The sequence below is a fragment of the Mesorhizobium norvegicum genome, from assembly GCF_004919685.1.
Lineage (GTDB): Bacteria > Pseudomonadota > Alphaproteobacteria > Rhizobiales > Rhizobiaceae > Mesorhizobium > Mesorhizobium norvegicum.
Genome location: NZ_SMYZ01000029.1, coordinates 1 through 25,243, shown reverse-complemented (window position 1 = coordinate 25,243; position 25,243 = coordinate 1). Strand labels below are relative to the sequence as shown.

General features: G+C 63.5%; 25 protein-coding genes. 11 read left to right on the top strand and 14 right to left on the bottom strand.

Going from position 1 to position 25,243, the window contains the following annotated elements; genetic code table 11:
• Positions 1 to 118 precede the first annotated feature (118 nt).
• From FCU66_RS12090 to FCU66_RS12050, 8 genes are all read right to left on the bottom strand, one after another.
• On the bottom strand, positions 119 to 901 hold the full coding sequence (locus tag FCU66_RS12090) for an ABC transporter ATP-binding protein (protein WP_136620044.1): 783 nt from the start codon (positions 899 to 901) through the stop codon (positions 119 to 121).
• Positions 902 to 911: 10 nt separating this feature from the next.
• Entirely contained in the window at positions 912 to 1,679 is a 768-nt protein-coding gene (locus FCU66_RS12085; protein ID WP_181956545.1) for an ABC transporter permease, read from the bottom strand.
• 124 nt (positions 1,680 to 1,803) lie between these two features.
• Positions 1,804 to 2,811 (bottom strand): ABC transporter substrate-binding protein, encoded by a 1,008-nt coding sequence (locus FCU66_RS12080; RefSeq protein ID WP_136620188.1) that lies wholly within the window; start codon positions 2,809 to 2,811, stop codon positions 1,804 to 1,806.
• 252 nt (positions 2,812 to 3,063) lie between these two features.
• A complete protein-coding gene (locus FCU66_RS12075) occupies positions 3,064 to 4,356 on the bottom strand; it encodes a hypothetical protein (RefSeq protein ID WP_136620046.1) in 1,293 nt (430 codons plus the stop codon).
• Positions 4,357 to 4,465: 109 nt separating this feature from the next.
• Positions 4,466 to 5,197, bottom strand: coding sequence for a histidine utilization transcriptional repressor HutC (gene hutC, locus FCU66_RS12070; protein WP_136620047.1), 732 nt, complete (start codon positions 5,195 to 5,197; stop codon positions 4,466 to 4,468).
• Positions 5,198 to 5,229: 32 nt separating this feature from the next.
• Positions 5,230 to 6,255, bottom strand: a complete 1,026-nt coding sequence (locus FCU66_RS12065; RefSeq protein ID WP_136620048.1) for a zinc-dependent alcohol dehydrogenase — start codon at positions 6,253 to 6,255, stop codon at positions 5,230 to 5,232.
• A gap of 15 nt (positions 6,256 to 6,270) precedes the next feature.
• On the bottom strand, positions 6,271 to 7,593 hold the full coding sequence (gene hisD, locus FCU66_RS12060; RefSeq protein ID WP_136620049.1) for a histidinol dehydrogenase: 1,323 nt from the start codon (positions 7,591 to 7,593) through the stop codon (positions 6,271 to 6,273).
• Between the two features lie 205 nt (positions 7,594 to 7,798).
• Positions 7,799 to 8,572 carry an SDR family NAD(P)-dependent oxidoreductase gene (locus tag FCU66_RS12050; RefSeq protein WP_136620050.1) on the bottom strand — a complete coding sequence of 258 codons (774 nt, stop codon included), beginning with the start codon at positions 8,570 to 8,572 and terminating at the stop codon, positions 7,799 to 7,801.
• Between the two features lie 224 nt (positions 8,573 to 8,796).
• Between FCU66_RS12050 and FCU66_RS12045 the strand changes: the two genes are divergently transcribed.
• Together FCU66_RS12045 and FCU66_RS41890 are read left to right on the top strand one after the other, a co-directional pair.
• Positions 8,797 to 9,900 (top strand): histidinol-phosphate transaminase, encoded by a 1,104-nt coding sequence (locus FCU66_RS12045; protein WP_136620051.1) that lies wholly within the window; start codon positions 8,797 to 8,799, stop codon positions 9,898 to 9,900.
• A gap of 67 nt (positions 9,901 to 9,967) precedes the next feature.
• Positions 9,968 to 10,372, top strand: coding sequence for a hypothetical protein (locus FCU66_RS41890; RefSeq protein WP_246093870.1), 405 nt, complete (start codon positions 9,968 to 9,970; stop codon positions 10,370 to 10,372).
• 139 nt (positions 10,373 to 10,511) lie between these two features.
• On the opposite strand, the gene FCU66_RS12035 is transcribed toward FCU66_RS41890, so the two are convergent.
• The 5 genes from FCU66_RS12035 to FCU66_RS12015 form a co-directional block, all read right to left on the bottom strand.
• Positions 10,512 to 11,195 carry an SGNH/GDSL hydrolase family protein gene (locus FCU66_RS12035; RefSeq protein WP_136620052.1) on the bottom strand — a complete coding sequence of 228 codons (684 nt, stop codon included), beginning with the start codon at positions 11,193 to 11,195 and terminating at the stop codon, positions 10,512 to 10,514.
• 91 nt (positions 11,196 to 11,286) lie between these two features.
• A complete protein-coding gene (locus FCU66_RS12030; RefSeq protein WP_136620053.1) occupies positions 11,287 to 12,240 on the bottom strand; it encodes an ABC transporter permease in 954 nt (317 codons plus the stop codon).
• Between the two features lie 3 nt (positions 12,241 to 12,243).
• Entirely contained in the window at positions 12,244 to 13,206 is a 963-nt protein-coding gene (locus tag FCU66_RS12025) for an ABC transporter permease (protein ID WP_136620054.1), read from the bottom strand.
• A gap of 8 nt (positions 13,207 to 13,214) precedes the next feature.
• Positions 13,215 to 14,726 (bottom strand): sugar ABC transporter ATP-binding protein, encoded by a 1,512-nt coding sequence (locus FCU66_RS12020; protein WP_136620055.1) that lies wholly within the window; start codon positions 14,724 to 14,726, stop codon positions 13,215 to 13,217.
• Between the two features lie 81 nt (positions 14,727 to 14,807).
• Entirely contained in the window at positions 14,808 to 15,887 is a 1,080-nt protein-coding gene (locus tag FCU66_RS12015) for a substrate-binding domain-containing protein (RefSeq protein ID WP_126069973.1), read from the bottom strand.
• Positions 15,888 to 16,211: 324 nt separating this feature from the next.
• Here FCU66_RS12015 and FCU66_RS12010 point away from each other — a divergent pair, with 324 nt between their 5' ends.
• From FCU66_RS12010 to FCU66_RS11970, 9 genes are all read left to right on the top strand, one after another.
• Complete coding sequence (locus FCU66_RS12010; protein ID WP_136620191.1) at positions 16,212 to 16,862, top strand: SGNH/GDSL hydrolase family protein; 651 nt, start codon at positions 16,212 to 16,214, stop codon at positions 16,860 to 16,862.
• 57 nt (positions 16,863 to 16,919) lie between these two features.
• Positions 16,920 to 18,014: an ROK family transcriptional regulator gene (locus FCU66_RS12005; RefSeq protein WP_136620056.1), complete on the top strand. Its 1,095-nt coding sequence runs from the start codon at positions 16,920 to 16,922 to the stop codon at positions 18,012 to 18,014.
• Positions 18,015 to 18,155: 141 nt separating this feature from the next.
• A complete protein-coding gene (locus tag FCU66_RS12000; RefSeq protein ID WP_136620057.1) occupies positions 18,156 to 18,848 on the top strand; it encodes a helix-turn-helix domain-containing protein in 693 nt (230 codons plus the stop codon).
• Between the two features lie 3 nt (positions 18,849 to 18,851).
• Positions 18,852 to 19,931 (top strand): extracellular solute-binding protein, encoded by a 1,080-nt coding sequence (locus FCU66_RS11995; RefSeq protein WP_136620058.1) that lies wholly within the window; start codon positions 18,852 to 18,854, stop codon positions 19,929 to 19,931.
• Between the two features lie 24 nt (positions 19,932 to 19,955).
• Positions 19,956 to 20,864, top strand: a complete 909-nt coding sequence (locus FCU66_RS11990) for an ABC transporter permease (RefSeq protein ID WP_136620059.1) — start codon at positions 19,956 to 19,958, stop codon at positions 20,862 to 20,864.
• The gene (locus FCU66_RS11985; protein ID WP_136620060.1) at positions 20,861 to 21,649 is read left to right on the top strand and encodes an ABC transporter permease; all 789 of its coding nucleotides are present in this window, start codon (positions 20,861 to 20,863) and stop codon (positions 21,647 to 21,649) included. The genes FCU66_RS11990 and FCU66_RS11985 overlap by 4 nt, the downstream gene beginning before the upstream one ends.
• Before the next feature lies 1 nt (position 21,650).
• Positions 21,651 to 22,769, top strand: coding sequence for an ABC transporter ATP-binding protein (locus tag FCU66_RS11980; RefSeq protein ID WP_136620061.1), 1,119 nt, complete (start codon positions 21,651 to 21,653; stop codon positions 22,767 to 22,769).
• 29 nt (positions 22,770 to 22,798) lie between these two features.
• On the top strand, positions 22,799 to 24,181 hold the full coding sequence (locus FCU66_RS11975) for an NAD(P)/FAD-dependent oxidoreductase (protein ID WP_136620062.1): 1,383 nt from the start codon (positions 22,799 to 22,801) through the stop codon (positions 24,179 to 24,181).
• A gap of 9 nt (positions 24,182 to 24,190) precedes the next feature.
• Positions 24,191 to 24,547, top strand: a complete 357-nt coding sequence (locus FCU66_RS11970; RefSeq protein WP_136620063.1) for a cupin domain-containing protein — start codon at positions 24,191 to 24,193, stop codon at positions 24,545 to 24,547.
• 105 nt (positions 24,548 to 24,652) lie between these two features.
• Here the strand turns inward: FCU66_RS11970 and FCU66_RS11965 are convergent, their stop codons facing one another.
• A complete protein-coding gene (locus FCU66_RS11965) occupies positions 24,653 to 24,910 on the bottom strand; it encodes a BrnA antitoxin family protein (protein WP_136620064.1) in 258 nt (85 codons plus the stop codon).
• Between the last annotated feature and the right edge of the window lie 333 nt (positions 24,911 to 25,243).

Sequence of the window (25,243 nt, the reverse complement as noted above, 5' to 3'; positions counted from 1 at the left end):
TGAATCTCAACAAGCCTTAGAGCAATTCTAGGAAAAGTGTAAAGCTGTTTTCCGTCCAGAATTGCGTCAAAACAAAGAGTTAGAGCAGCTCGCCGTTTCCGTGAAACGGTGAACTGCTCTAGACCATTTCGGGGCGTTTTGAGCCCTCGCGGATGGCCTTGTGCACGCCGCGCTGCAAATCCATGAATGCAGGGCTTTCCATCACCTCTTCGCGGCGCGGGCGCTCGATATCGACGTTGAAGGTCTGCGTAATGCGTCCTGGGCCGATGCCCATGACGACGATCCGGTCCGACAGATAGACGGCCTCCTCCACGTCATGGGTGACAAACAGGACAGTCAACCTGTGTTCCTCCCAGATCTGGGTCAGCAGTTCCTGCATCTGGTGCCGGGTCAACGCATCGAGCGCGCCGAAGGGCTCGTCCATCAACAGCATCTTGGGCCGGTAGGAAAGCGCACGCGCAATGGCGACGCGCTGTTTCATGCCGCCCGAGAGCTCAGCCGGATAGCGGTCGGCGCTGTCCGACAGCTTGACGAGTTCGAGATGCTCGAGCGCGATCCTGCGGCAGGTCGAGCGGTCGTAACCGGCGGCCTTGAGGGCAAACTCGATGTTCTGCCGCGCCGTCAGCCAGGGTAGCAGCGTGTAGGATTGGAAGACGACGCCACGGTCGAGACCCGGCTGCAGGATCGGCGCGCCATCGATGCTGAGATCGCCGGCGTCGAAGTCCTGCAGTCCGGCCACGATCGACAGCAGCGTGCTCTTGCCGCAGCCCGACGTGCCGACGAGTGAGACGAACTCGTTGTCGGCGAGATCGAGGTTGATGTCGCGCAGCACTTCCGTGCGCCGCTCGCCGGTGCCGAAGCTCTTGTGCAGACCGGCGATCCGCAATTTGGGGGGGCTCATCGGCTGGACCTCATTGCGAGCGGCCCTCTTGCTTGAACAGCACCTTTTCCAGCGCCTTCATCACCTGGTCGGTGATGAGGCCGAGCAGGCCAAGCAGCAGGATGTAGCCGATGATGGTGTTGGTCTGGAAATAGCGCTGCGAAACGGTGATGCGATAACCGAGCCCGGAAGTCGCGGCGACGAGTTCGGCCAGCACCAGCCAGGTCCATGCCCAGCCCAGGCTGATGCGCAGCGTATCCCAGATACCCGGCAAGGCGCTGGGCACGACGATGCGCGTCAGGATCTTGCGATCCGGCAGGCCGAGCGTGCGCCCAAGGCCGATGAAATCGGCTGGAACCCGTTTCACATTGTCCATGATCATCAGCACCTGCTGGAAGAAGGTGCCGATGAAGATGATCAGGAACTTCTGCGAATCGCCGGTGCCCGCCCACAGGATGGAGAGCGGCACGAAGGCGACGACCGGCATGTAGCGGATGAAATCCACCAGCGGCTCGATGGCCGCTTCCCAGGAGCGGAAACTGCCGATCAGCACGCCGATCGGTATCGACAGCGCCGAGGCGATGAGGAAGCCGATGGAAATGCGGTACATCGAGGCTTTCAGGTCCAGCCACAACGTGCCGTCGGTCGCGAGCTTGGCGATCTGCATAGCGACGCTGCCCGGCGACGGCAGGAAGATCGGCTTTACCAACCCCAGTCCGGTCGCCGCCCACCAGGCAAGGCCCAGCCCGACAAAGACGGCCACCGCGATGGTCAGGAAGCGCGACCTGGCGATGGGCACGCCGATCCCGGAGGATCGGCGGCGCCTCGCCTGTTTCGCGATCGGGCCTGGCGCGGAGTGCGCCGGAGCCGTTTTCGCGGGGGGCTCCCCGGGCATCTGCGTCACCACCGCGATCCGGCCTTGATCATTCCGCCGCCTTGACGAAGGACGGGTCGATCATCTGCTCCGGCGTCACGTCGGCCTGCAGCAGCTTGGCGTTCTTGGCGGCGGCTTCGACATCGGCGAAGGTCTTGGTGGTGAAGTCGCCGGTGAGCGCCGTCTTGTTTTCGGCGAGCGAGTAGTAGCGCACGCCGTCAAAGGCGGTGTTGAGGTCCTTGACGTCCGAACCGACGGCCTTGGCGATGATGGCGCGGCCACCAGGCGTATCGGCATTGTAATCCTTGAGCGCCGCGTCCCAGCTCTTGATCATGGCCAGCACCTGGCCGGGCCGCGACTTGATCACCTCGTCACGCACCACCAGCACGTCGCTGATCAGGCCGGGATCCTCGCCGGCGGTGAACAGCAGCTTGAGGTCCTTGTTCTGCGCCATGGCGACGGTGAGGTACGGTTCGTAGGTCACCGCGACCGGCACCTGGCCGGCGATCAAGGCGCCGCCCGCGTCCGACGCCGGCATCGGAACCGGCTTCACGTCGTCGATCGACATGCCGTTCCTGGCGAGTGCGTATTTGAGCAGGATGTCGCTCGTCGTGCCTTCCTCGAAGGCGACCTCCTTGCCCTTGAGGTCCTTGATCGAGGTGATGTCCTTGCCGGCGATCATGGCGTCGGCGGTCATGGAGACATCGAGCAGCAGCACGATCTTCACCGGCAGGCCGGCCGCAACCATGCCCATCGCCGTGTGGGTGGCGATGTTGGCGGCGTCGAGCTGGCCGCTTGCAAGTGCTGCATTGATGTCCTTGTCCTCGGCGAAATTGACGATCTGGACGTCCGTCAACCCGTTTGCCTTGAACAGCGCCTTGGCCTCGGCGACATGCCACTGGCCATAGCCAAGCCAGGGCTCGATGCCGATCTTGAACGCTCCTGCCTCGGGCGTGGTGGGAATGGCCGCATCGGCCGCGTAGGCTGCCGGGGCGGCGGCGAGCCCGATGGCGGCGGCCATCACGAGCGCGCGAAATTGTCCTGTTAGGTTACGCATCATCTTTGTTCCCCTTGATGATCAGACCGCTTTTTCTAACCCAGGTAGCCGGTCTGGTGAGACTGCGGGTTTCTGCTCTTGCGGCACTGTGCCTCGGCATCTTACCTGCCACTTCATGGTGAAGTGCGAGGATATTTCAGCGTCAGCGGGAGCGGATGTCAAGGCTAAAATACATACATGCATATACAAGTTGGAAAGACTCAATTTTCCACCTTGGCCGGGTGCATCCGCCTGTCGCGCCGCGACGATCACTCACGCCTTTCCCGGATCGATCCGGTCGAGGAAATCGGTCACCCGATCGGCCCCGGCAACGGGTTCGCTGCCGACCATGACCGCGACTGAGAAGGCAATAAGGGAGGAGACCGGCGTATGACTGCGCGCGCCGGCGCGCAGGTTCATGACCAGCGTTGGCGACAGGAACAGACCTGCCCGCAGCACCGCCCGCCAATCGGCCGGAAGCATGCCGCGCCGTTTGAGCTCCAGCAGCAATGGCCGCCACAGATCGGTCGCCTTGACCTCCAGCAGGTCGCGGCGGACAGGGCTCAGGTCCCAGTCGGTGTCGACATGGAGCAGGTTTCCGTCCAGCCGCGCCTGGGCGCGAAAAGCCTCTGTCGCGGTAGCCGGATCGTAGAGCCAGAACGGATGGGCGAAGATGTTGTGGAACGTCGCCTTCACCTCGGCCAGCAGCGTCGGGATATGCGAACCGGCAAAGGCAGGATCGAAGAAGGACAGCTCGGCCCTCCCCGCCTTCGCCGTGTACCAGACATTGGCGTTGTGGGCGTCGCCATGCGCGACCACGCCGCCTGCATCGGCAAGCCGGTCCGGCCGCAAGCGCACAGCCGCGACTTCGAAAAGCTCGCCGACGCTGTCGGTGTAGCGTTGGCCGTTGATGACGAATTTCAACCGGGAAAACCGATCCCAATCCAGTTCCACGCCGGGAAAGACGAACGACTTGCCGACATAGAAATCGGCCAGCCGGCCGCCTGGCGACAAGCCTGTCTCGGCATCGATCAGCCGCTCATGAAACAGCCTGTGGATCGGCTCCGCCGCCACCTCCTCGACAGTCACCGGATGCAGCGTCTCCAGATAGACCTTGAGCAGCCTGGCCGACAGGTCGCGCTCGGCAAGAACCGCCTCCCGCCGCTTGCCGGCATCGTCTTCGGCATCCAGCGCGAACAGCACATCCGAAAACCTCGGATCCGTGCGGCGGCGATAGACAAGGATCTGCTCGCCCGGCTGGGCCGACATGTGCACCGGCTGATCGACCGGCAGGCCGGCGCGCGACAGGATCTCGGCGCGGTAATACTCGCCCGTCATCGCCTCTTCCCGCTCCTCCTGATGGAACTTGAAGAAATAGGCGTTGCCGTCGTCTTCGAAGAATCCGTTCAGGGAATTGAGGCTGTATTTGTCAAAGTTGATGCGGACGTTGCGGGGGCGCATCGCGAACAGGTCGCCCAGCAACGCCGCCAGCGCGCTTTGTGCTTCGGCAACATCATGCTGCGCGAGCGCCCGGATCCGCGCCGTGCGGCTCGGTGTCTGCGTCATCTGTCGCCCCCTCTGGCTAGTCCATCCGCCGAAGGCGAAGCCATTTTCATCAGTACATGTATATACATCGGCAACGAAACCTCTCCGGCTTGCATTCGCTCCATTGCCGTCAGTTGTTTTTGGAGGGGGAATAGCGGCTGCCGAGCGAGTAGCGGCTGCCGGCATAAGTCAGCTTGCTGATCGTCGCCACCACCGCGCCCGTCCATGTCCGGCGGTGCAGGAAAAGGCAGCAGGCGCCGACATCGATGCCCAGATGCCGCGCCGTCTCGGCATCGGCCGGGATCGCCGAGATGATATGCTCGACCTCGGTCACCGGGGTTTTTTGCATGAGGTAGTCATAGGTCGCCGTCTTCGAAAAATCCTGCTTGTCATAGTCGGGGATAAGGGCCGGATTGACGAAACGCTCTTCGAGCTGCACCGGCAGATCGTTCTCGAAATTGACGACGACGGAATGATAGATCGAGACACGCTTTGCGAACTCGAACGACAGCGCCAGCTCCTTTGTCGGCATCATGGTTTCGAGGACGAGGACTTCGGAGCGATGCCTGTTGCCGCGCTCGACGATCTCGGCTGCGATGTTGTTGATCTCGATCAGCGTCGATTGCGGCCGCGGTGGCGCGATGAAGGTTCCCACACCTTGCAGGCGGATTAGGAACCCCGCCGAGGTCAACTCTCTGAGGGCCCGGTGAACCGTCATCCGCGACACGCCGAGCGACGCCACCAGCTCATTCTCGGACGGCAGCTTGCGATCCTTGCCCCACCGGCCCGTTCCGATGTTGGTCAGGATGTAGTCCTTCACCTTCTCGTAAAGGGGGCTGGCCGTGTCGGGCAAAGTGATCATTTCAAAAGTCCTTTCCGGCGATTTATCGGAAATCACGACTGCTCGACAGGTTGCCGCATGCGGATGATTGTTTTCAAGCCGTCGCTGCGCCCCGCCAACAGCCGCTGATAGGCGGAGGGAATGTCATCCAGGCCGATCTCCTGGTCGATCAGCGCCAGCAGCGGTTCGCTGAGTTCACCCAGCATCCGCACCGCCTCGGGCAGTTCGTCGGCAAAGGCGTGGCATCCCAGCAATCCGATCTCACGTTCGACCAATGTGTTGGGATCGATGTCGAGACGGTCATGGAAGATGCCGACCATGGCGATAGTGCCGCCGGGATCGAGAATGCCGAGCACCTGATTGAGCGCCGCGATGCTGCCGGTCGCCTCAATGGCCGCGAGCAACGGGGCATTGGCGGTTGCGGCGGCGATGGCATCCCGGTTCAGATCGACAATCGTGGCACCGGTCACCCGCGCCACACGGGCGCAGCGGCTCTGGTTGCGGTCGGCGACGAGCACGGTGCCGGCGAAGGTCCGGGACAGCAGCAGCGCGGCAAGACCGCCGATCGGCCCGCAGCCGACGACCAGCACGGCGCCTGCCGTCTTCGGCAGCCGCCGCACCGCGTGCAGCGCCACCGCCAGCGGCTCGGCCATCGCCGCGACCCGCTCGTCGAGCCCGGCATCGATGACATGCAAAAGCCGTGCGGGCAGCACCGCCTGTTCGGCAAATCCGCCGTCGCAGATCTCCCCCACGAAGCCCAGCGACGCGCAGAGATGCCGCCTGCCCGCATGGCATTGCGCGCAGTCTCCGCACCAGAAGCGGGAATCGGCGACCACCCTGTCGCCGAGGGCGACGGTATCAACGCCCGCGCCGACGGCGGTCACCGTGCCGGTCAGCTCATGGCCGGCCGTCGAAGGCGACCGGCTTATCCACTGGCCGGTGCGGAAATTGTGCAAGTCCGAACCGCAAATGCCGGCGGCGTCGACCCTGAGCTTCACCCAGCCCGCATCTGGCGCGCCCGGCGGGGCGATGTCCTCGACACGCAGATCACCAGGTCCATAGAGTCGAGCAGCCTTCATCGCGATCGTTTCCGCTCAGCCGGCGAGGTAGCGGTCGCGGATCTCCGAAACCGCGTTCTCGTGCGAGCTGAAGCCCTCGTAGCGGGCGAGCCTGCGGGCATGCAGAGCGAGTTCCGGATAGGCGGCCGAGGTGACATAGCCGACCGACGAGCGCTTGACGAAATCCGTCACCGAAAGCGGCCCGTAAGTCCGCGCCCAGCGGCTGGTCGGCAGCACTGCATTGGGGCCGAGAACGAAATTGGCAAGCGTCACCGGGGTGTGCGGACCCATGAGGATTTCGGCGGCCTCGGTGATGCGTCCGAGATGCGCGAACGGCTCCTTCGACAGGATTTCGAGATGTTCGGGCGCATAGTCGTTGATGAAACGGTAGCTGTCTTCCAGCGACGCGGTCAGCACGATGCCGCCGCGCTTTCCGGTCAGCACCGCGCGCGAGAACTCGACACGCTGTTCGGTCATCCGCGACCAGTGCTCCGGGATTGCAGCCAAGGCGGCTTCGGCGACCTTGCGGCTGTGCGTCACCAGATAGGCCGAGGAATCCGGCCCGTGCTCGGCTTCGATCAAAAGGTCGAGCGCGGCAAGGCCGCCGTTGACGCTGTCATCGGCAAAGATGATCGCTTCCGACGGGCCGGCCGGAAGGCCTGTGTTGATGACCGACGACAGCACACCCTTGGCCGCCACCACCCACGGGCTGCCGGGGCCGACGATCTTGAGCGCGGGCTTCACCGTTTCCGTGCCGTAGGCGACGGCGGCGACCGCTTGCGCGCCGCCGCATTTGTAGACGGTCCCCACGCCGGCGAGGCGTGCAGCGACCAGCGTTGCCGCATCCACCGACCCATCCGATGTCGGCGGCGTCACGATGGCGATCTGCGGCACGCCGGCAATCACCGCCGGCACCGACGTCATCATCGTCACCGACGGGAAAGCGCCCTTGCCGCGCGGCACGTAGAGCGCGACGGAAGCGATCGGCGTGTACCTGTCGCCGGCATAGGCGCCCGGCCGGACTTCCTTGAGCCACATCGTTTCCGGCTTCTGCTCCTCATGGAAATGCCTGATGTTGTCGATGCCGAACTGGATGCTCTCGACGACGTCCTTTTCGACCTTGTCGAACGCCGCGTCGAACTCGGCTTCCGACACCTGCAGTTCGCCCTCGGCGACATCGGCCTTGTCGAGTTCCCTGGCAAAGCGGATCAAGGCGGCGTCGCCTTCGTCCTTGACGGCCTGGATGATCGGCCGGACCTTCTCGACGAAGACCGTCAGATCGGCCTCGGCGCGCTTCAGCAGACTGGCGCGCTGGTCGGCATCGATGGATGACAAATCGTGGAAGCTGATGTCGGACATGGCTGCTCGTTCTCCTGAAACTCTTGGAACGCAATGACGGTTGGCGCTGGTCGGCCATAATTCTGCGGGCCGACAGGTCGACCCAGGACAAGGATCAAAGCCATCGAGAGGCTTCACTCGGGCAAAAGTATATACATGTATGTATGATGGTCGCCAGCAATTTTTCCATCATCCTTCCGTGGAAACTGCCGAGACAAACCGCTCATCAGATCGAGGCGAGAAAGCCGCCATCGATCGGGATGGACTGGCCGGTGATATAGGCTGCGGCGTCCGAAGCGAGGAACACCGCAATGCCGTGCAGGTCGCGGAGATCGCCGAAACGGCGCTGCGGGATCTTGGCCAGCATGGAGTGCTGCCATGCCTCGTTGGCGTAGAACACATCCGTCATCGCCGTCCTGAAATAGCCCGGCGTGATGGCGTTGACCCTTATGCCAAGCTCCGCCCACTCCGCCGCAAGCGCCCGTGTCATGCCGAGCAGGCCCGACTTCGACGAGCCATACGGCACGGCAGTCGGGATTCCGACTTCGGATGTCAGCGAGCACAGATTGATGATAGCGCCGGAACGCCCTGCGTCCCGCATCAGCCGCGCGGCGGCCTGGGCGCAGAAGAACGCTCCCTTCAGATTCGTGTCGACGATCCTGTCCCAGAGCGCCTCGTCGACATCGAGCGACGGCCGAACCTCTTCCATCCCGGCATTGTTGACGAGAATGTCGAGACCGCCAAGCAGCCTGGCGGCTTCGGCAGTCGCCGCCCGGCACCGATCGACATCGATAACGTCCAGCGCAATGGCGTGCGCCACCCCGCCGGCCGCGCGGATGGCTGCCGTCGTGTCCTCAAGCGAGCCCAGGCTGCGCGCCGTGACCGCGACGTCGGCGCCGGCAGCGCTGAGCGCTTCTGCGATGCTGCGCCCAATGCCGCGGCTTGCCCCGGTGACAAGCGCCTTCCTGCCGGAGAGATCGAAGAGAGAAGCGTTGCGCATGTGATCCTCCTAGTCGGTGTCGGTTTCCGCTTCAGTGTCGAGACTATCAGATCAGGTTACATATACAAGCATATACAAACTATTTCAGCTGCGCTACTGCTAGCGAAATCCGCTGCGCCCCTGCCGGTGACCTGGCTTGCCCAAGGGAAGATGCAACGAAACCTGATGTTTGAGAACCCGGCCGATGACGGGAACCTGTCGGCCTGCCGCAGAGGAGCCTGCTTGTGTCAAAAGCCTCGGATATGGTGCGAACCGAAGTCACGCATCTGTCGCCCTACAATTCCGGGCTGACCATTGACGAGGTCATGGAGCGATACGCGCCGGCCAAGATCGCCAAACTGGGCTCGAACGAAAACCCGCTCGGGCCCAGCCCGTTGCTGGCCACGACGATATATGCCGGCTCCGAGATGTTCCGCCTCTATCCGGACCCTGCCGGGCGCAAGCTGCGCCAGGCGATCGGCGACAAATATGCCGTCACCGAGGACCAGATCATCCTGGGCAACGGGTCCGAAGACCTTCTCTCCGTCATCAGCCGGGCCGTATTGCGGCCCGGCGACGCCGTCGTCACACTCTATCCGTCGTTCCCGCTGCATGAAGACTACGCGACGCTGATGGGAGCGACCGTCAAACGCGTTGTCATCAACGACGATCTCACCATCAACGTCGACGCACTGATCGAGGCGGTGCGCGAACGGCCCCGCATGCTGCTGTTCTCGAACCCTATGAACCCGGTCGGCAGTTGGCTCTCCGGCGGCGACCTGTCGAAGGTTCTCGATGCGGCGGGCGACGAGACGCTGATCGTCATCGATGAAGCCTATGCCGAGTATGCCGAGGGCGACGACTATGCATCTTCTCTGCCCTCCCTCAAGAAGCTCGGCCGGCCATGGATCGTGCTGCGGACCTTTTCCAAGGCATTCGGCCTGGCCGGATTGCGGATCGGCTTCGGCATCGTCGGTGACCCGGAGCTGCGCGCGCTGCTCGACCGCGTCCGCACACCCTTCAATGCCAACGCTATGGCCCAGGCCGCAGCACTGGCGGCGCTGGCCGATGAGGATCATCTTGCCAAGGTCGTCGCGCTGGCCAAGGCGGAGAGAGCACGTGTCGAGACTTTCCTCACAAGCAAGGGCCTCGACGTCGCCGCCTCCAGAGGCAACTTCCTGTTCTTCAACTGCCGGCAAGATGCTTCCGTCTTCGTCGAAGGCCTGCTGCGCCAAGGCGTCATCGTCAAACCGTGGAAGCAGCAGGGCTTCGACACCTATGTGCGCGTCAGCATCGGCTCGGTTTCGGAGAATGACCACTTCATGGCCGTTCTGTCGGACCTTTTGTGAATGCAGGTCTGGCGGATCGCTCCGCGCGCTCGGGCTCCGATCGTTGGCCGCCCGATTTGACAAGGCCTTGAGCAAGGCTCGCCGGCCGCCGCGCTCTTCGTCGATGGCGACAGCGTATTTATTTGGCCTCGGGCCGACTGCAGGCCTTAACTTTCGCAGCGTGGGTTTTTACATCTGGGGGGTCTGCAAACGATCGACGCTTGAGGAGGCTCCCTTGCAGCAGCCAGATGACATCGCCGCCCGCCGATTGGGCATTCTCATCGAGCAATATGTGGAAGCGCGCAAAAAGCGCTACGACTATGTGTCGACCGAGCAGGCCTATCAGGCCATCCGGCACGTCCTCAAACCCGCCATTCCCGATCGCGAACTCGACAACATGGTCGCCTCGCTTGCCGTCAAGAACGGGCTGGCGGTCGTTTTCGACCGCCAAACCAAAGCGTCCGCCGATGATGTTCCGGGAACAAAGCCCTAGATCAACGCAGGTCTGCCGGCGTTGAGCACCACATCGATACGGGGCCAAGCGGCCCCGTATCGATGTGTATCGCCGGAGGAAACGAGCGATACACCTGTGCCGTGGGCCTGTGTGCCGCAAGCCGACGGGCGTGGCGGATTCAGGCGGCGGTGCTGACCTTGCCCGGCTCGAGGATCGACTTGACCTTGTCGGCGACGGCGCGCCCCAGATCGGCGTTGTTTGCGGCAGTGAAATGGATGCCGTCGACACCGTCCGTGGTGACGAAATCGCCGGCATTCAGGAAGTCGATCTTCATGAAATCAGCCATCGCCTTGTACTGCCTGGCCAGATCCCTGGACTTTTCGTGGCCGCCGCCAAACATGCCCTCGAACCATGGATCGGGCATCGGCGTCAGCGGCGGCGGCGCGATGACCAGCGCCTTGGGGGCCGGATAAGGGGTGCCGATGCCGCCGGCGCTGGTCAGGATCTGCCCGACCAGCTTCGCCATTCCATTGGCGATCTCGTAAGGTGTCCGGCGGAAATAGGACTTGGTGTCGTTGGTGCCGAGCATCACGATGACCAGGTCCAGCGGCAGATGGCTGGCGATGGCCGAGGGCAGGTAATTGGCCCCGTTCAGGCGCGGGTCGTTGGGGTCGTCGAGACAGGTCGTGCGTGCGCTCAAGCCTTCTTCGACGATATGATAGCCCGCTCCGAGTGCTGCCGCCATCACGCCCGTCCAGCGCTGGTCATAGGGATAGCGGTGGGTCGGCGATCCCTCCTTGACCGGAACCCAGCCCCAGGTCAGCGAGTCGCCGTAGCACATGATGTTTTTTGGCGGTGACATCCATGTTTCTCCATCTGTTTGCAATTGTCTGAACGCGCAGATTTGTCGGTCCCGGCGAGCGCCGGTGCCGGTTTGCCTTCGCTGCTTCAAGTCAGGGGGCTCGCACGCGCACTCCGTAGAAGATCGCCGCGCCGAGGATGATGACGCCCTGGGCGATGAGCTTGCCGGGCTCGTCGATGCCCAGCACCGTCATCACCACGAACAGCAGCGCAAAGCATAGCGCCCCGAAGAAAGGCCCCCAGACGCCGCCGTCGCCGCGGCCGAAGACGACGCCGCCGAGGATCGTTGCCGCGACCGCCAGGATCGGCAGATCGAGACCGACGCGGACGCTGCCGACGGCGATCGAACCGGTCTGCACCAAGGCGGCGATAGCCGCGATCAGGCCGGCCAGCGTATGCGCCAGGATGACGGTGCGCTGCACCGGCACGCCGGAAAAATGGGCGGCTTCGGCATTCTCGCCGACCGAGGCGACGTAGCGGCCAAACACGGTCCGCGACAGCAGCAGCCACACCAAGGCGGTCAGCAGGATCCAGAACAGCACCGGCGTCGGAACCGACAGGAATTTCGTGTTGTAGAGGTCATTGAACAGCTTCGGCACGTCGCCGGGCGGATTGCCGCTCGACAGGAACTGCACCAGTCCGACCAGGATGATGCTGACCGCTAGCGTGACGATGACGGCCGATACCCGCCGGTTGCCGATCATGAAGCCGTTGAACAGGCCGATGACCAGCCCGGTGGCGAGCGCCAGCACGATGAAGAATGGCAGCGACGCGCCGGGGAAGCTGCCCGACGAGATGAAATAGTTGATGAGCAGGATGATGCCGCCGCCGGAGAGGTCGATCGACTTCACCCGCATGACGACGAGCTGTCCCAGCACGAGGATGCCGAGCGGCACGATCTGTCTGATGAATATACCCATGATGTTGAGGTTGAGCATGTTCGGCCGCGCGATCCACAGCGTGGCCAGCAGCACGAGGAAGACAAAATAGGACGGCGGGATGCGCAGCAGGCGCCGGGCGATCGGATTTGACAGAACGGCAGCCATCTTTCAGAGCCCCATCTTCTTGCGGGATTGCAGCCCGACCACCGCCAGCAGGATGCCGCCCTTGATCGCCGTCTGGACAAAGGGCGAGACGTTGGCGAGGTTCATGCCATTGGCCAGCAGCGCCATGACCAGTGCGCCGATCACCGTGCCGTGCAGGCTGCCTATGCCGCCGGAGAGCTGGGTGCCTCCAAGGGCCACGGCGGTGACGGTGTCGAGTTCGAAAAGCAGCCCGACATTCGGATCGCCCGACACGATGCGCCCGGCCAGGAAGACACCGGCAACGGCCGCGAAACAGGAACAGACCACATAGGCGAGGATGATGTTGCGGCGGTCAGCCACCCCGAAATTGCGGGCGGCACTCTCGGCACCCGAAGCGATGCCGCCGCCGATCGCAAACAGATGCAGCCCGTATCGCGATCCGTAGAGCAGCTTCCACGCTGCCAGGATCACGACGATGCCCCAGAAGACCGGATAGGGAATACCCAGGAAACTGCCTGAGACCGCGGCGATGACGATCTCCGGCACGGTGCCGCCGGAGACAGGACGCAAGATGCGCGTGACGCCGAGCACGATGTACTGCGTCGACAGCGTCGCGATGATCGGATGGACGTTGAAGCGGGTGATCGCCAGGCCGTTGATCAGCCCGATGAATGCGGCCAGCACGAAGACCGCCGGGATCAGCACGATCGCCGGCTGGTCGAGCGCCAGCACCGCCGTCGTGAAGCTGATGACCGAGCCGACCGACAGGTCGAGCCCGCCGATGAGCACGACGACGAGCTGTCCTATCGCCGCGATGATCAGCGGCATCGCCTGGGCAACCAGGTTGAAGAGGTTTTCGGCCGTCGCGAACTGTGTCGTCTCGACGGTCAGCCACAGCGAAATGAGCAAGGCGACCAGCAGCGGCAGACCCCACAGGCCCTGCCGTGTGTTCCGGCCACTCAGGATGTTGAAAAGCGAACGATGCATGGAGGCCCCTAATGCTGGCGCGTGGAGCCGCCCATCAGGGCCGCGTCGAGGATCTTGTGCTCCGTCGCCTGCGCTGCCGGCATTTCGGCAACGATGGTGTCGTGATGGACGACGTAGATGCGGTCGCAGAGCCCGATCAATTCGATCGTCTCGCGCGACAGCACCAGCACGGCACCGCCCTTGCGGGTGAAGTCGCGCAGCAGATGGTAGATCTCGGATTTGGCGCCGATGTCGACGCCGCGGGTCGGCTCCTCCACCAGCAAAAGATCGAGATCGGCGGCCAGATACCGGCCGAGCAGTACCTTTTGCTGGTTACCGCCCGACAGGGAGCCGACCGGAGCCGACGGCCCTGCCGCCTTTATGTTCATGACCTCCATCATGCGGGCGATGACGTTTCGATAGGGTCGCGCCGGCGCAAGTTCGGGTCGCCTCGAATGCAGCCCGATGGCGATGTTGTGGGCGATCGGCAAAGCGAGGAAGAGCCCCTCTTCCTTGCGGTCCTCGGGAACGAAACCGACCTTCAGCTGCTGCAAATGACGAACGCCAGCCGATGTCGAGAGCGGCATCTTCAGCGCTTTGCCGTTGACGGAAATCGTCCCGGCGAAGGGATGGTAGCGGCCGATCAGGGAGCGCAGGAAGCGCTGCTGGCCCTGCCCCTCCAGCCCGGCCAGGGCGACGATCTCGCCCTTGTGCAATGTCAGCGACAGCGGCTGCGATGTCTCGGTGATCCCCAAGTTCTCGACACGCAGGATCTCGTCGCCTCTATCGCCCGTGCGATCGGGAAAAAGGTCCTGGAGTTCGCGCCCGACCATCATGGCGATGAGTTCGTCGGTGGTTATCTCGGACACCATCCTGGTGCCGACCAGTGCGCCGTCCTTCAGCACCGTCACCGTGTCGCACAGCTCGAAGATCTCCTCCATGCGATGCGAGATGTAGACGACAGCCTTTCCCTTATCGCGCAGCCGGCGGATGTTGCGGTTGAGCACATCGACATCGGCCGCGTTGAGTGCCGCCGTCGGCTCGTCGAGGATGAGCACGCTGGCGTCGGCCTGGATGCAATGCGCGATCTCGACGAATTGCCGCTCGGCTATGGTCAGGTTGGAAACGAGTTGCGACGGGTCGAGCGTGAGGCCGAGTTCGCCAAGCGCCTTAGCGGTCTGGCTGCTCATCACGCGATAGTCGATCGAGCCGAACCGGGTCGTCGGCTCCCGGCCGAGAAACATGTTCTCGGCGATCGACAGATTGGGCAGCAGCGAATGCTCCTGGAAAACGGTCGAAATGCCTGCATCCAGCGCGTCGCGCGGCGACTTCAGATCGAGCTTTTCCCCGTTCATGAAGATTTCGCCGGAATCAGGCTGATGCACGCCCGCCAGGATCTTCATCAACGTCGATTTGCCGGCGCCGTTCTCCCCCATCAGGGCGTGAACGCTGCCCGTCTTGAGATCGAGGGAAACGGAGTGGAGCGCCTTGCTCCCTCCGAACGCCTTCGAAATGTGGGACATCTCGATAAGATTGGTCACGAAACCCTCGAACGAACCGGATTCAACAGATGGAACGGCCTGCGGGGAATGCTTGTCCACTCCCCGCCAGCCACGGCGCCGTCACTTCTTGCCGTAATATTCCTTGAGCTTGTCCTCGGGCAGTTCGCTCGGCCACCAGACATTGGCCGTCAAATCGTCGCGATAGTATTTGGCAGCCTTGTCCTTGTCCCAGCCGTCGGGGTTGTAGACATAGCGCTTGTAGAGCTGTTGACCCTCGAGCAGGGCGACAGCGGCGCGCACACCGGCGGCGCCCTGGGCGGGGCTGTATTCCGGGGAGATCGACTTGAATCCGTCCGTGATCCACTGGCCGAAATAGCCATTGTTGCCCTCGCCCGAAATCGGCGGAATGGGCGTGCCGAACTGCTTGAAGACATCGACGCAGGCGCGCGTCATGTCGGCGCCGGACGACCAGATGCCGTCGACCTGCGGGTTGTTCAGATAAAGCGTCTCGCACAGCTTCTTGGCCTTGTCGTACTGCCAGTCGCCATGCTCCTCGGCGATGATCTGCACATGCGTGCCCTTGAGCGATTCCAGGAGGCCGTTGTAGCGGTTGGTGTCTTCCGGATGGCCGGCAAGGCCACGCAGGACCCATATCTTGCCGTTGTCGCCGACGGTCTTCACCAGCCAGTCGCCCATCACCTTGCCGAAGTGCTCGGCGCCGCCCTGGATTTCGGTGGTGTAGGCGTCGGAATCGATGCGGCCAGTGTGAAGGATGACGGGGATGCCGGCGGCGACCGCCTTGGCGATGCTGGCATTCGCCGATGTGCTGGTCACCGGCTGAACGATGATCGCGTCGACATGCTGCGCGATCAGGTCCTCGATATCGGCCACCTGCTTCTTCTGGTCGAAGCCGGCATCGAGCAGGATGAATTTCGAGATGCGCTTGTCCTTTGCCGCAGCGTTCTCCGCCTCATGCGCCACCTGCACCGTCCAGGTGTTTGCGTTGACGCCGAAGTCGCTCATTCCGATGACCCAGGGTGGGTCCTTCTTGAACGCACCGGCCGCGGTCATGCGGGTGTCGTCGGGGCGCGGCGCGACGCCGTCCATCAGCTTGACGTCTTCCGCATGTGCCAGGGACGTCACGGCAAGCGCCGATGCGACGAGCACTCCCAGACCGACGGTTTTCAGCAATCCTAACATTGAACTCTCCTCCTTGTGGTTGCCCCGGCCGTACGAATTCGTACGGGCCGCGAGACGCTCTCCCAATGCATGCTCGTCGTCGCAAACCGACCGATGCACGCAATTCTCCCGCCCCCGAACACAGACGTGTCGAGGTCCAATTTGGGCTGGACGATGATGACGGTCGAGAACTCCTCCGGGTACTTTAGAAGCACAGCGGATTCGGCCTGTCAATAGTTAGTCATGTTGAATGACTATTCCCTTGCTTGCCTTTCACCGCTCCTCTATCCATCATGAATGGCGCTCGCCGGCTTCGGCGCGCTATCAGTCCCGGCGGGAAAAAACATGCGATCAGTCTTGTGCTACGGCGACTCCAACACGCACGGCCAGATCCCCGGCAGGGGGCCGCTCGAGCGCTATGGTCCAGGTGAGCGCTGGCCGGGGATCTTGCGCGCTCAGCTGGGGCCCGACTGGTATGTCATCGAGGAGGGATTGAGCGGTCGGACCACCGTCCACGACGATCCGATCGAAGGGGCCCACAAGAACGGCCGAACCTATCTTCGCCCTTGCCTGCAGAGCCATGCGACGCTCGACCTCGTCATCATCATGCTCGGCACCAACGACCTGAAGATCCGCTTCAACAAACCGCCGTCGGAAGTGGCGATGGGCATCGGCTGCCTCGTCTACGACATCAAGGAGCTGGCGCCCGGGCCGGGCGGCTCGACGCCCGAAATCATGATCGTGGCGCCGCCGCCGATGCAGGACGACGTCAAGGAATGGAAGTCCATCTTCGCCGGCGCGCCGGAGAAATCGCGCCTGCTGGCGCTCGAATTCGAGGTTCTGGCGGACTCGCTCGAACTGCACTTTTTCGATGCCGGCTCGGTGGTGTCGTGCAGCGAAGCGGACGGGTTTCACATCGATGCCGAGGCGCACAGATTGCTGGGCACCGCACTGGCCCGCGCGGTCGATGCCATCGGCTGGAGCCGCTCGACATGAGCAATCCCGGCGCCACCAGGCAACGCGCTCTTACCGACGGGGCGACCCTTGCCTGACATGAGATTCGCACCACCCAACCCCTTGCGCATCGCCGATCGTGCGAGCGGGCTGAATGCGTTGAGCGTGCGCAGCTACAATGAGCGGCTGGTGCTGTCGCTGCTGCTTCAGAACGAAGGCATTTCGCGGATGGAAATCGGCGAGAAGACCGGCCTGTCGGCACAGACGGCCTCGGTCATCGTCCGTTCGCTCGAGCAGGAAGGCCTGGTCTCGCAGGGCGAGGCGCAGCGCGGCCGCGTCGGGCCGCCCACCATCCCGCTTTCGCTCAATCCCGAGGGCGCCTATGCGGTCGGCGTCGGCTTCAGCCGGCGCCGGATCGACATCGCGCTCATCGACTTCATCGGCACCGTGCGCTTCCACAAGCAGTTGCCGGCGGATGAAGCCAATCCGTTTCCGCAAAGCAGCGATTTGCTGGGGGCGATCGGGCAAGCCATGACGAGCCTGCCGGTCGAGGCGCGCAGCCGCGTCGCCGGCATCGGGCTGGCTGTTCCCGACGAAGTCGACACCATGGCCGCAACCCGCAACGGATCTGGCACCTCGCTGAAGGCCTTGCAAGGCGAGATCGAAGAGCAGAGCAAGCTGCCGGTTTTCGTCCAGAACGACATCACCGCAGCGGCCGGCGGCGAAAGCATGTTCGGCGTCGCCAAGCCGCTGAACGACTATTTGTTCTTCTATCTCGGAGCACGGCTGCAGAGCAGGCTCATCCTCAACCACCAGATCTACAAGGGAAACTCCAGCGCCAGCTTCGATCATGGCCTTGTGCGCCTGGAGAGCGAACTGACCAGGCGCGGGCGCCCGTCCGAAATCATCTGGAGCAGCAGCCCCGAGTGGCCTGACCTTGGGGAGGCCTACAGCGAATGGCTGGGGGAATGCTCCAACCGCCTGAAAGCGTCGATCTCCGCGCTGGCCCAATTTGTCGAGTTCAGGACGGTCGTCCTGTCCAGCTATGCGCCGCAGAAAATAGCCAAAGCGCTGTGCGCCGACATCAGCCGGGAATTTCCCGACATCCAGGCGCTGCCGGCGCGCGTCACCATCAGCCCGAAGGCCGTCGGCGCGGCAAGCCTGCCGTTCAGTTCGCGCTTCATGATCCAGTGATCGAGCCAAACCGGCGCTGGCTCCCGCCGGTCGGCCGATCATGCCCCTCTGCAGGTCCATCGATGATTTTCAGGTGACGAGGCGAATCCGCTTGCCAGGAGGCCCCACTTAATAGCATGTTAAGTGAACCCTGAGATCGCCATGAAGATTGCCGAGGATCACATCCCAGACGACAGCGCCGCGTCCAGCGCGGAAGCGCGCCGCTCGACGGTGTTGGGCGATCGCATCAAGGCCTATCGCACCACGCGACGCCTGACGCTGCGCCAGCTCGGCGACATGATCGGCACCACCGCCAGTTTCCTGAGCCAGCTCGAGCGCGGCCTTTCGGGCGCCAACACCAGCACGCTGATGCTGATCGCCAATGCGCTCGGCATCAGCCTGGCCGACCTTTTCGACGACTGCGAAGTGTCGCCGCACACGGTGCTGACACGCGCCGAGCGGCCGGCGCTGCCGACCAGCGAAGGTTACCGCAAGACGCTGCTGTCGCGCCGGCCAATCCGCGAGATGGAAGTCTATTGCGGCGAATTCGCCGTCGGTGGCTCGACCGGCGACGTGCCTTACACGCATGGCAACGCACATGAAATGTTCCTCGTGCTGCGCGGGCGCGTGCAACTGACGCTCGGAGACGAGAGCTTCATCCTCGAAGAGGGCGACAGCATCGAATATTCGACCTCGACGCCGCACCGAACGATCAATGTCGGCGACACGGTGGCCGAAGTGCTCTGGATCATTGCGCCGCCGACAAGCGGCGCCGTCGACCTCGACCAATATGTAGCCCGGAAAACGCTCGCGCCCGGTCTGCCAAAATCAAACAGCGAGCCATCGGAGGGTTAGAAAATGGGAAGCAGATCAAGATTGGCCGGATTTGTCGGTGCCGCCGCACTGGCTTTGCTCGCGGCCGCCGCTCACGCGCAGAACGCACCGCCGGCCGGGACCGTCGTCGACGGGTCGCTGAAGGGCAAGACGCTGACCTTCGTCTCCTATGGCGGCATCTACCAGGACGGCCAGGTCGCCGCACTCAAGGAGTTCGTCGACAAGAGCGGCGTCAAGCTCTTGAACGACGGACCGACCGAAATCGCCAAGCTCCAGGCGCAGGTGGAGTCTGGCAATGTGACCTGGGATGTCGTCGATACGGACGATTTTCCGCCCTTCGTGCATTGCGGAAAACTGTTCCAGAAACTCGATTTGACCAAGCTCGACATCTCGCACATCCCGGCCGGCCAGGTCGGCGAATGCAGCGTGCCGGCGATGAACTACGGCACGGTCCTGATGTACAAGAATGACAAGTACAAGGACAACCCGCCGAAGGACTGGAAGGATTTCTTCGACACCACGAAATTTCCCGGCACGCGCGCCATCGACGGCAGCGGCAGCCCGATCGGTGGCCTGATCGAACAGGCTATCCTGGCTGACGGCGGCTCGGTTGCCAACATGACGACGGCCGACATCGACAAGGGTATCGCCAAGATCAAGGCGATCGGTCCGGACACGATCTTCTGGAAGACCGGTGCCGAATCCCAGCAGCTCGCCGAATCCGGCGAGGCCGACATGATCATCATGTGGACCGGCCGCGCCATGACGGCGGTCAAGAACGGCGCCGCCTATACGCCGGTGTGGAAGGACTGGCTGGTCGTCATGGATCAGCTGACCATCCCGGTCGGGGTCAAGGACACCGACGCCTCCTACGCGCTGATCAACGCCTATCTCGGCAAGAAGTCGCAGGAGATCCTGACCGAGCAGACGTCCTACTCGCCGATCAACACCGAGTCACAGCCCAAGGTCGACGCCTCCGTCGCCGCCTTCCTGACCAACACGCCGGACCACGCCAAGCTCGGCTACCAGCAGAACATCAAGTTCTGGGTCGCCAACTTCGCCACCGCGTCCGACAAGTGGACGGCGCTGATGGCCGGCAACTGAGCCGGCTACCGCCAAGGTGAAGGCGTGAGCCAGACATCGCATACGCCGGCGGCCGGGGGTGATCATCCCCGGCCGGCAGGTGCCGTGCAGGGGCCGCAACGGCGCCCGCGCCTTGCCGCCTATCCTTCGCTGCTGGCGATGCCGGCCTTGGCTCTGCTCATCGCGGCGATGGGCTATCCCTTGCTGACCGTCACGCTGCGCAGTTTCTCGGACCCGGCCTGGGGCCTGCAGAACTATTTCTGGTTCTTTTCCACCCCGGTGAACGTCACGGTCCTGTGGCGCACCTTTTCCATCGCCGCCTGGGTCACCATCGTCTGCGTCATCGCCGCCTACCCCTATGCCTATCTCATGACGGCGGTCGGGCCGCGCATGCGCCTCGTCCTCATCCTGTGCGTGCTGGTGCCGTTCTGGGTCAGCGGCGTTGTGCGCACCCTGGCCTGGGTCATCCTGCTGCAGGATTCGGGCATCATCAATTCCGTGATCAGGCTGCTTGGCTTTGACGGCGTGAAACTGATCCGCACGCAGACCGGCGTGGTCATCGGCATGGCGCAGGTGCTGCTGCCGTTCATGATCCTGCCGCTCTATTCTGTCATGCGCGGCATCGACCTGCGCCTCGTGCAAGCGGCGCGCAGCCTTGGTGCGCGGCCGGCACGTGCCTTCCTGCAGATCTATCTGCCGCTGTCGCTGCCCGGCGTCTTCGCCGGCGCCATCATCGTCTTCATCCTGTCGCTCGGCTTCTACATCACCCCGGCCCTGCTCGGCGGACCGCGCAGCACCATGCTGTCGACGCTGGTGCAGAGCCAGGTGCTCAGCCTGCTCAACTGGGGCCGCGGCGGCGCCATGGGCGTCGTACTGCTGGTCGCGACCTTCGTGCTGCTGGCGCTCGCCGCCCCGCTGATGCGCCAGCGCCACAAGCAGGCGTCCAGATCATGAGACAAGCGCCGTTCCGCATTCTGCTCGGCCTGTTCTGCCTGCTGGTCGCCGTGTGGCTGGTGATGCCGACGCTGGTCATTATCCCGATGTCGTTCAACGAGAAGAAGTCGCTTGCCTTCCCGCCCTCCGGCTTCTCCTGGCAGTGGTACGAGAATTTCTTCACCAATCCCGACTGGCTGTCGAGCTTCTTCAATTCGCTCAGGGTCGCAGGCCTCGTCGCCGTCGCCGCCACGCTGATCGGCACGCTGGCGTCGCTCGGCCTCAGCCGCATGAAACATTCCGGCGCCGGCCTGCTGCGCGCCATCCTGATCACGCCGATGATCGTGCCCGGCGTGGTGCTGGCGATCGGCATCTATGCCGTGTATCTCGACTACCAGCTCGTCGGCACCACCACCGGCTTCGTCATCGCGCACACCATGCTGGCGATCCCCTTCGTCATCATCGCCGTATCGGCAAGCCTCGAAGTCTTCGACGTACGGCTGGAAACGGCGGCGGCCAGCCTCGGCGCCGACCGCTTCACCACCTTCCGCACCGTGACCTTGCCGCTGATCGCGCCCGGTATCCTGTCGGGGCTTTTGTTTGCCTTCGTCACCTCCTTCGATGAAATCATCGTCGCGCTGTTCATCACCAGTCCCTACCTGAAGACCTTGCCGGTGCAGATCTTCACCAGCATCACGCGCGATGCCGATCCGACGGTGACGGCCGTCGGAACGATCATCTTCATTGCCACGACGCTGATCATCAGCGCCGGGCTGATCATCAGCTCGAAATCGACGAGGAGTTGAGATGTCAGCGTCCAACACCAGAGAACGTGGCGCGGCCATCGACATCAAGGGGGCAACCAAGCGCTACGGCAATTTCACCGCGCTCGACGATGTCAGCCTGCATATCGAGCCGGGCGAGTTCATGACGCTGCTGGGCCCCAGCGGCTCGGGCAAGACCACCACGCTCAACGTCGTCGCGGGCTTCACCGACCTGACCTCAGGCGATCTCGCCGTCGGCGGCAAAAGCATCGTCGCCCTGCCGGCGCACAAGCGCAACATCGGCGTCGTCTTCCAGCACTACGCGCTGTTTCCGCACATGACTGTCGGCAAGAACGTCGCCTATCCCCTCACCTTGCGCGGCATGGACAAGCAGGCGCGCGACCGTCTCGTCGTGCGAGCGCTGGACATGGTCAAGATGGCCGACTTCGCGCATCGCTATCCCTCAGAGCTTTCCGGTGGCCAGCAGCAGCGCGTGGCGCTGGCGCGCGCCATCGTCTTCGATCCGCCGCTGCTGTTGATGGACGAGCCGCTCGGCGCGCTCGACAAGAAACTGCGTGAATGGCTGCAGCTGGAGATCAAGCGCATCCACCGCGAACTCGGCACCACCTTCGTCTATGTCACGCACGACCAGGAAGAGGCGCTGGTTCTGTCAGACCGCATCGCCGTCTTCAACCAGGGACGCATCGAACAGGTCGGAACCGGCCGCCAGCTCTATGACGAGCCGACGACCTTGTTCGTGGCCAAGTTCATCGGCGAATCGACCAGTTTGCGTGGCGCTGCCCAGACGTCCGGCAACGAGACCAGCCTGACGATCGCCGGCCAGAAGATCGTTGCCGGCGGCAAGCTCGCCGGTGGCCGCAAACCCGTGGTCCTGCTGCGTCCGGAAAAGCTCTCGCTTGCCAGCACCAAGACGCCTGCTGCCGCCGGACAGAACAGCCTCACCGGTGAGGTCAGCGAAGCGATCTATCTGGGGTCGGGTTCGAAATACCAGGTGACGCTTCGCGACGGCTCGGTCGCCATCGTGCGCTCGTCGCTGGAAGCCACACCGTTCTCGATTGGTGACACGGTCGATCTGCGCTGGTCTGTCGTCGATGCAAAACTTCTTGCCGACGACGACCGCGCCGACATGACGATGACCTGACCGCTCTTTTCCCCGCAGGATTTTTAGACATGGACGCCAAAGTCAACGGCAACGTCTCGTTCTGGTATGCCGACATCGGCCTGCCCGCCTATCGCGCGCCGCTTCCGGGCGACCTCGAAGCCGATGTCTGCATCGTCGGCGCCGGCTACACCGGCCTGTGGACGGCCTACTATCTGAAGAAGGCCGATCCATCGATCCGCATCGCCATCGTCGAGCGGGAGTTCGCCGGCTTCGGCGCGTCGGGCCGCAATGGCGGCTGGCTGTCCGGCGGCTTCAGCTGGTCGCGCGAGAAATATCTGCAGACCTCGACGCGCGGCGCCGTGATCGACATGGAAACCGCCATGCATGGCACGGTCGATGAAGTGATCAAGGTGACCGAGGCCGAAGGCATCGATGCCGACATCCGCCGCGTCGACAATCTGACGGTAGCGACCAACCCGCCGCAGCTCGAACGAATCAAGGCTGCCTATGCCGATGCGCTCGGCTGGAGCGTACCGCAGGACCGCGTCAGCCTGATCGGCCAGGAAGAGGCCAGGGCCCGCATCAACATCAAAAATGTGCTTGGTGGCTATATCCATCACGGCACCGCGCGCGTGCAGCCGGCCAAGCTGGTGCGCGGGCTCTCCGAAGCCGTCGAGCGGCTCGGCGTGCCGATCTACGAGCAGACCACCGTGACCGGCATCGAGAAGGGCAAGGTCACGACGAACCGCGGCACCGTGCGCGCGCCGATCATCATCCGCGCCACGGAAGGGTTCACGGCCGGCATACCAGGCAATGAACGGCTCTGGCTGCCACTCAACAGCGCGCAGATCATCACCGAGCCGCTGCCGCAGTCGCTGTGGGACGAGATCGGCTGGGAGGGCCACGAGCTTCTGGGCGACGCCGCGCACGCCTATTGCTATGCGCAACGCACAAGGGAAGGCCGCATCACCATGGGCGGACGCGGCGTGCCCTATCGCTACGGCTCGCAAACGGATGTGCGTGGCCAGACGCAGCAGGCGACGATCGAAAGCCTGCACGCCATCCTCACCCGGCTTCTGCCGCAGACAGCCAAGCTTCGCATCGACCACGCCTGGTGCGGTGTGCTCGGCGTGCCGCGCGACTGGTGCACGACGGCAGGGCTCGACCTTGAAACCGGCATCGGCTGGGCCGGCGGCTATGTCGGGCTCGGCGTGTCGAGTTCCAACCTCTCGGGCCGCACGCTGCGCGACCTCATCCTGCGCCGCGACACCGAACTGACCCGCCTGCCTTGGGTCAACCGTCAGGTCAGCAAATGGGAGCCCGAGCCGATGCGCTGGCTCGGTGTCCATTCGATGTATCAGCTCTATCGCGTCGCCGACGAGCGCGAGGAAGCCGGCCTCCAGCACACGTCGAAGCTGGCCGCGATCGCCGACCGCATCACAGGACATTGAGAGACTGCCATGACCGACTTCCAGACCTTCGCCCATCTCGCTTCCATCGATCTCGGCGAGCCCGAGGCCAAGCCGACCTCGATCAGCGGCGATCAGCGCGAAGCGTCGAAGACGCTGTGGACCTCGCCGGACGGCACGCTGGAAGTCGGTGTCTGGGAGTGCACGCCGGGCCGCTTCACCGCATCACGCGAGACCAATTCCGAAACCTGCCATATCGTCTCGGGCCGGGTCTCGCTGCATGGTCCCGATGGCCGCAGCGAGGACGTCGGTCCTGGCGAAATGCTGGTGCTGCCGAAGGGTTGGAACGGCGAATGGACGATCCACGAGAAGACGCGCAAGCTCTATATCCTGCACTTCGAGGCGTGAGCTGACGTCCGCTTCAGCCGAAGCCTCCCCCAACTTCGTCATCCCAGAGTCTCCGCGACGGAGCTACGCTCCTTGCTCCGCCCGTGGATGACGAAGCAATGGGCTTTACTCGCCATCCGAACCGCTGGCCGTCGGCTTGCCTTCTATCGCCTGCCGCAAGGCGTCGTTGATGCGGTCCTGCCAGCCGGGACCGTCCTCCTGGAAATGGTCCAGCACGGCGCGGTCGATCCGGATCGAAACAAGCTCCCTGACGCCTGGAGCGGCCGAGGGCTCACGAACCGGAGCCGCCGGCTTCTTCACTGGCTTGAAAGCCGCTTCGGCGGCCGTCATCGGATTTGTCGGTCGGCGCGGGGGATTTGCCATTGGATGACCCTGACTGAAGACGATTCGTGCGCGACGCAGCACGCTTGCGCCACCATAGCCCAAGCCGAGCCACAGCGCAGGCCCATTTGGTTGGGGCAATTGCTTCGGACAAATGACAATTTCCGACTTGTGTTGCAGACCACCAATTGTCGAAGTCGGCGCCGCCCCTCACCTGCCTGCCGGCATCCTCTCCCCGTATAGTGACGGGGAGAGGAGCGCTCTCATCGTGAACTTCGCCAAACACCAGCGTTGCGAAAAGGGAGCCGTCGTTGCGGCCAGCGCCTTCTCCCCGTCACTATACGGGGAGAAGTGCCCGGCAGGGCGATGAGGGGC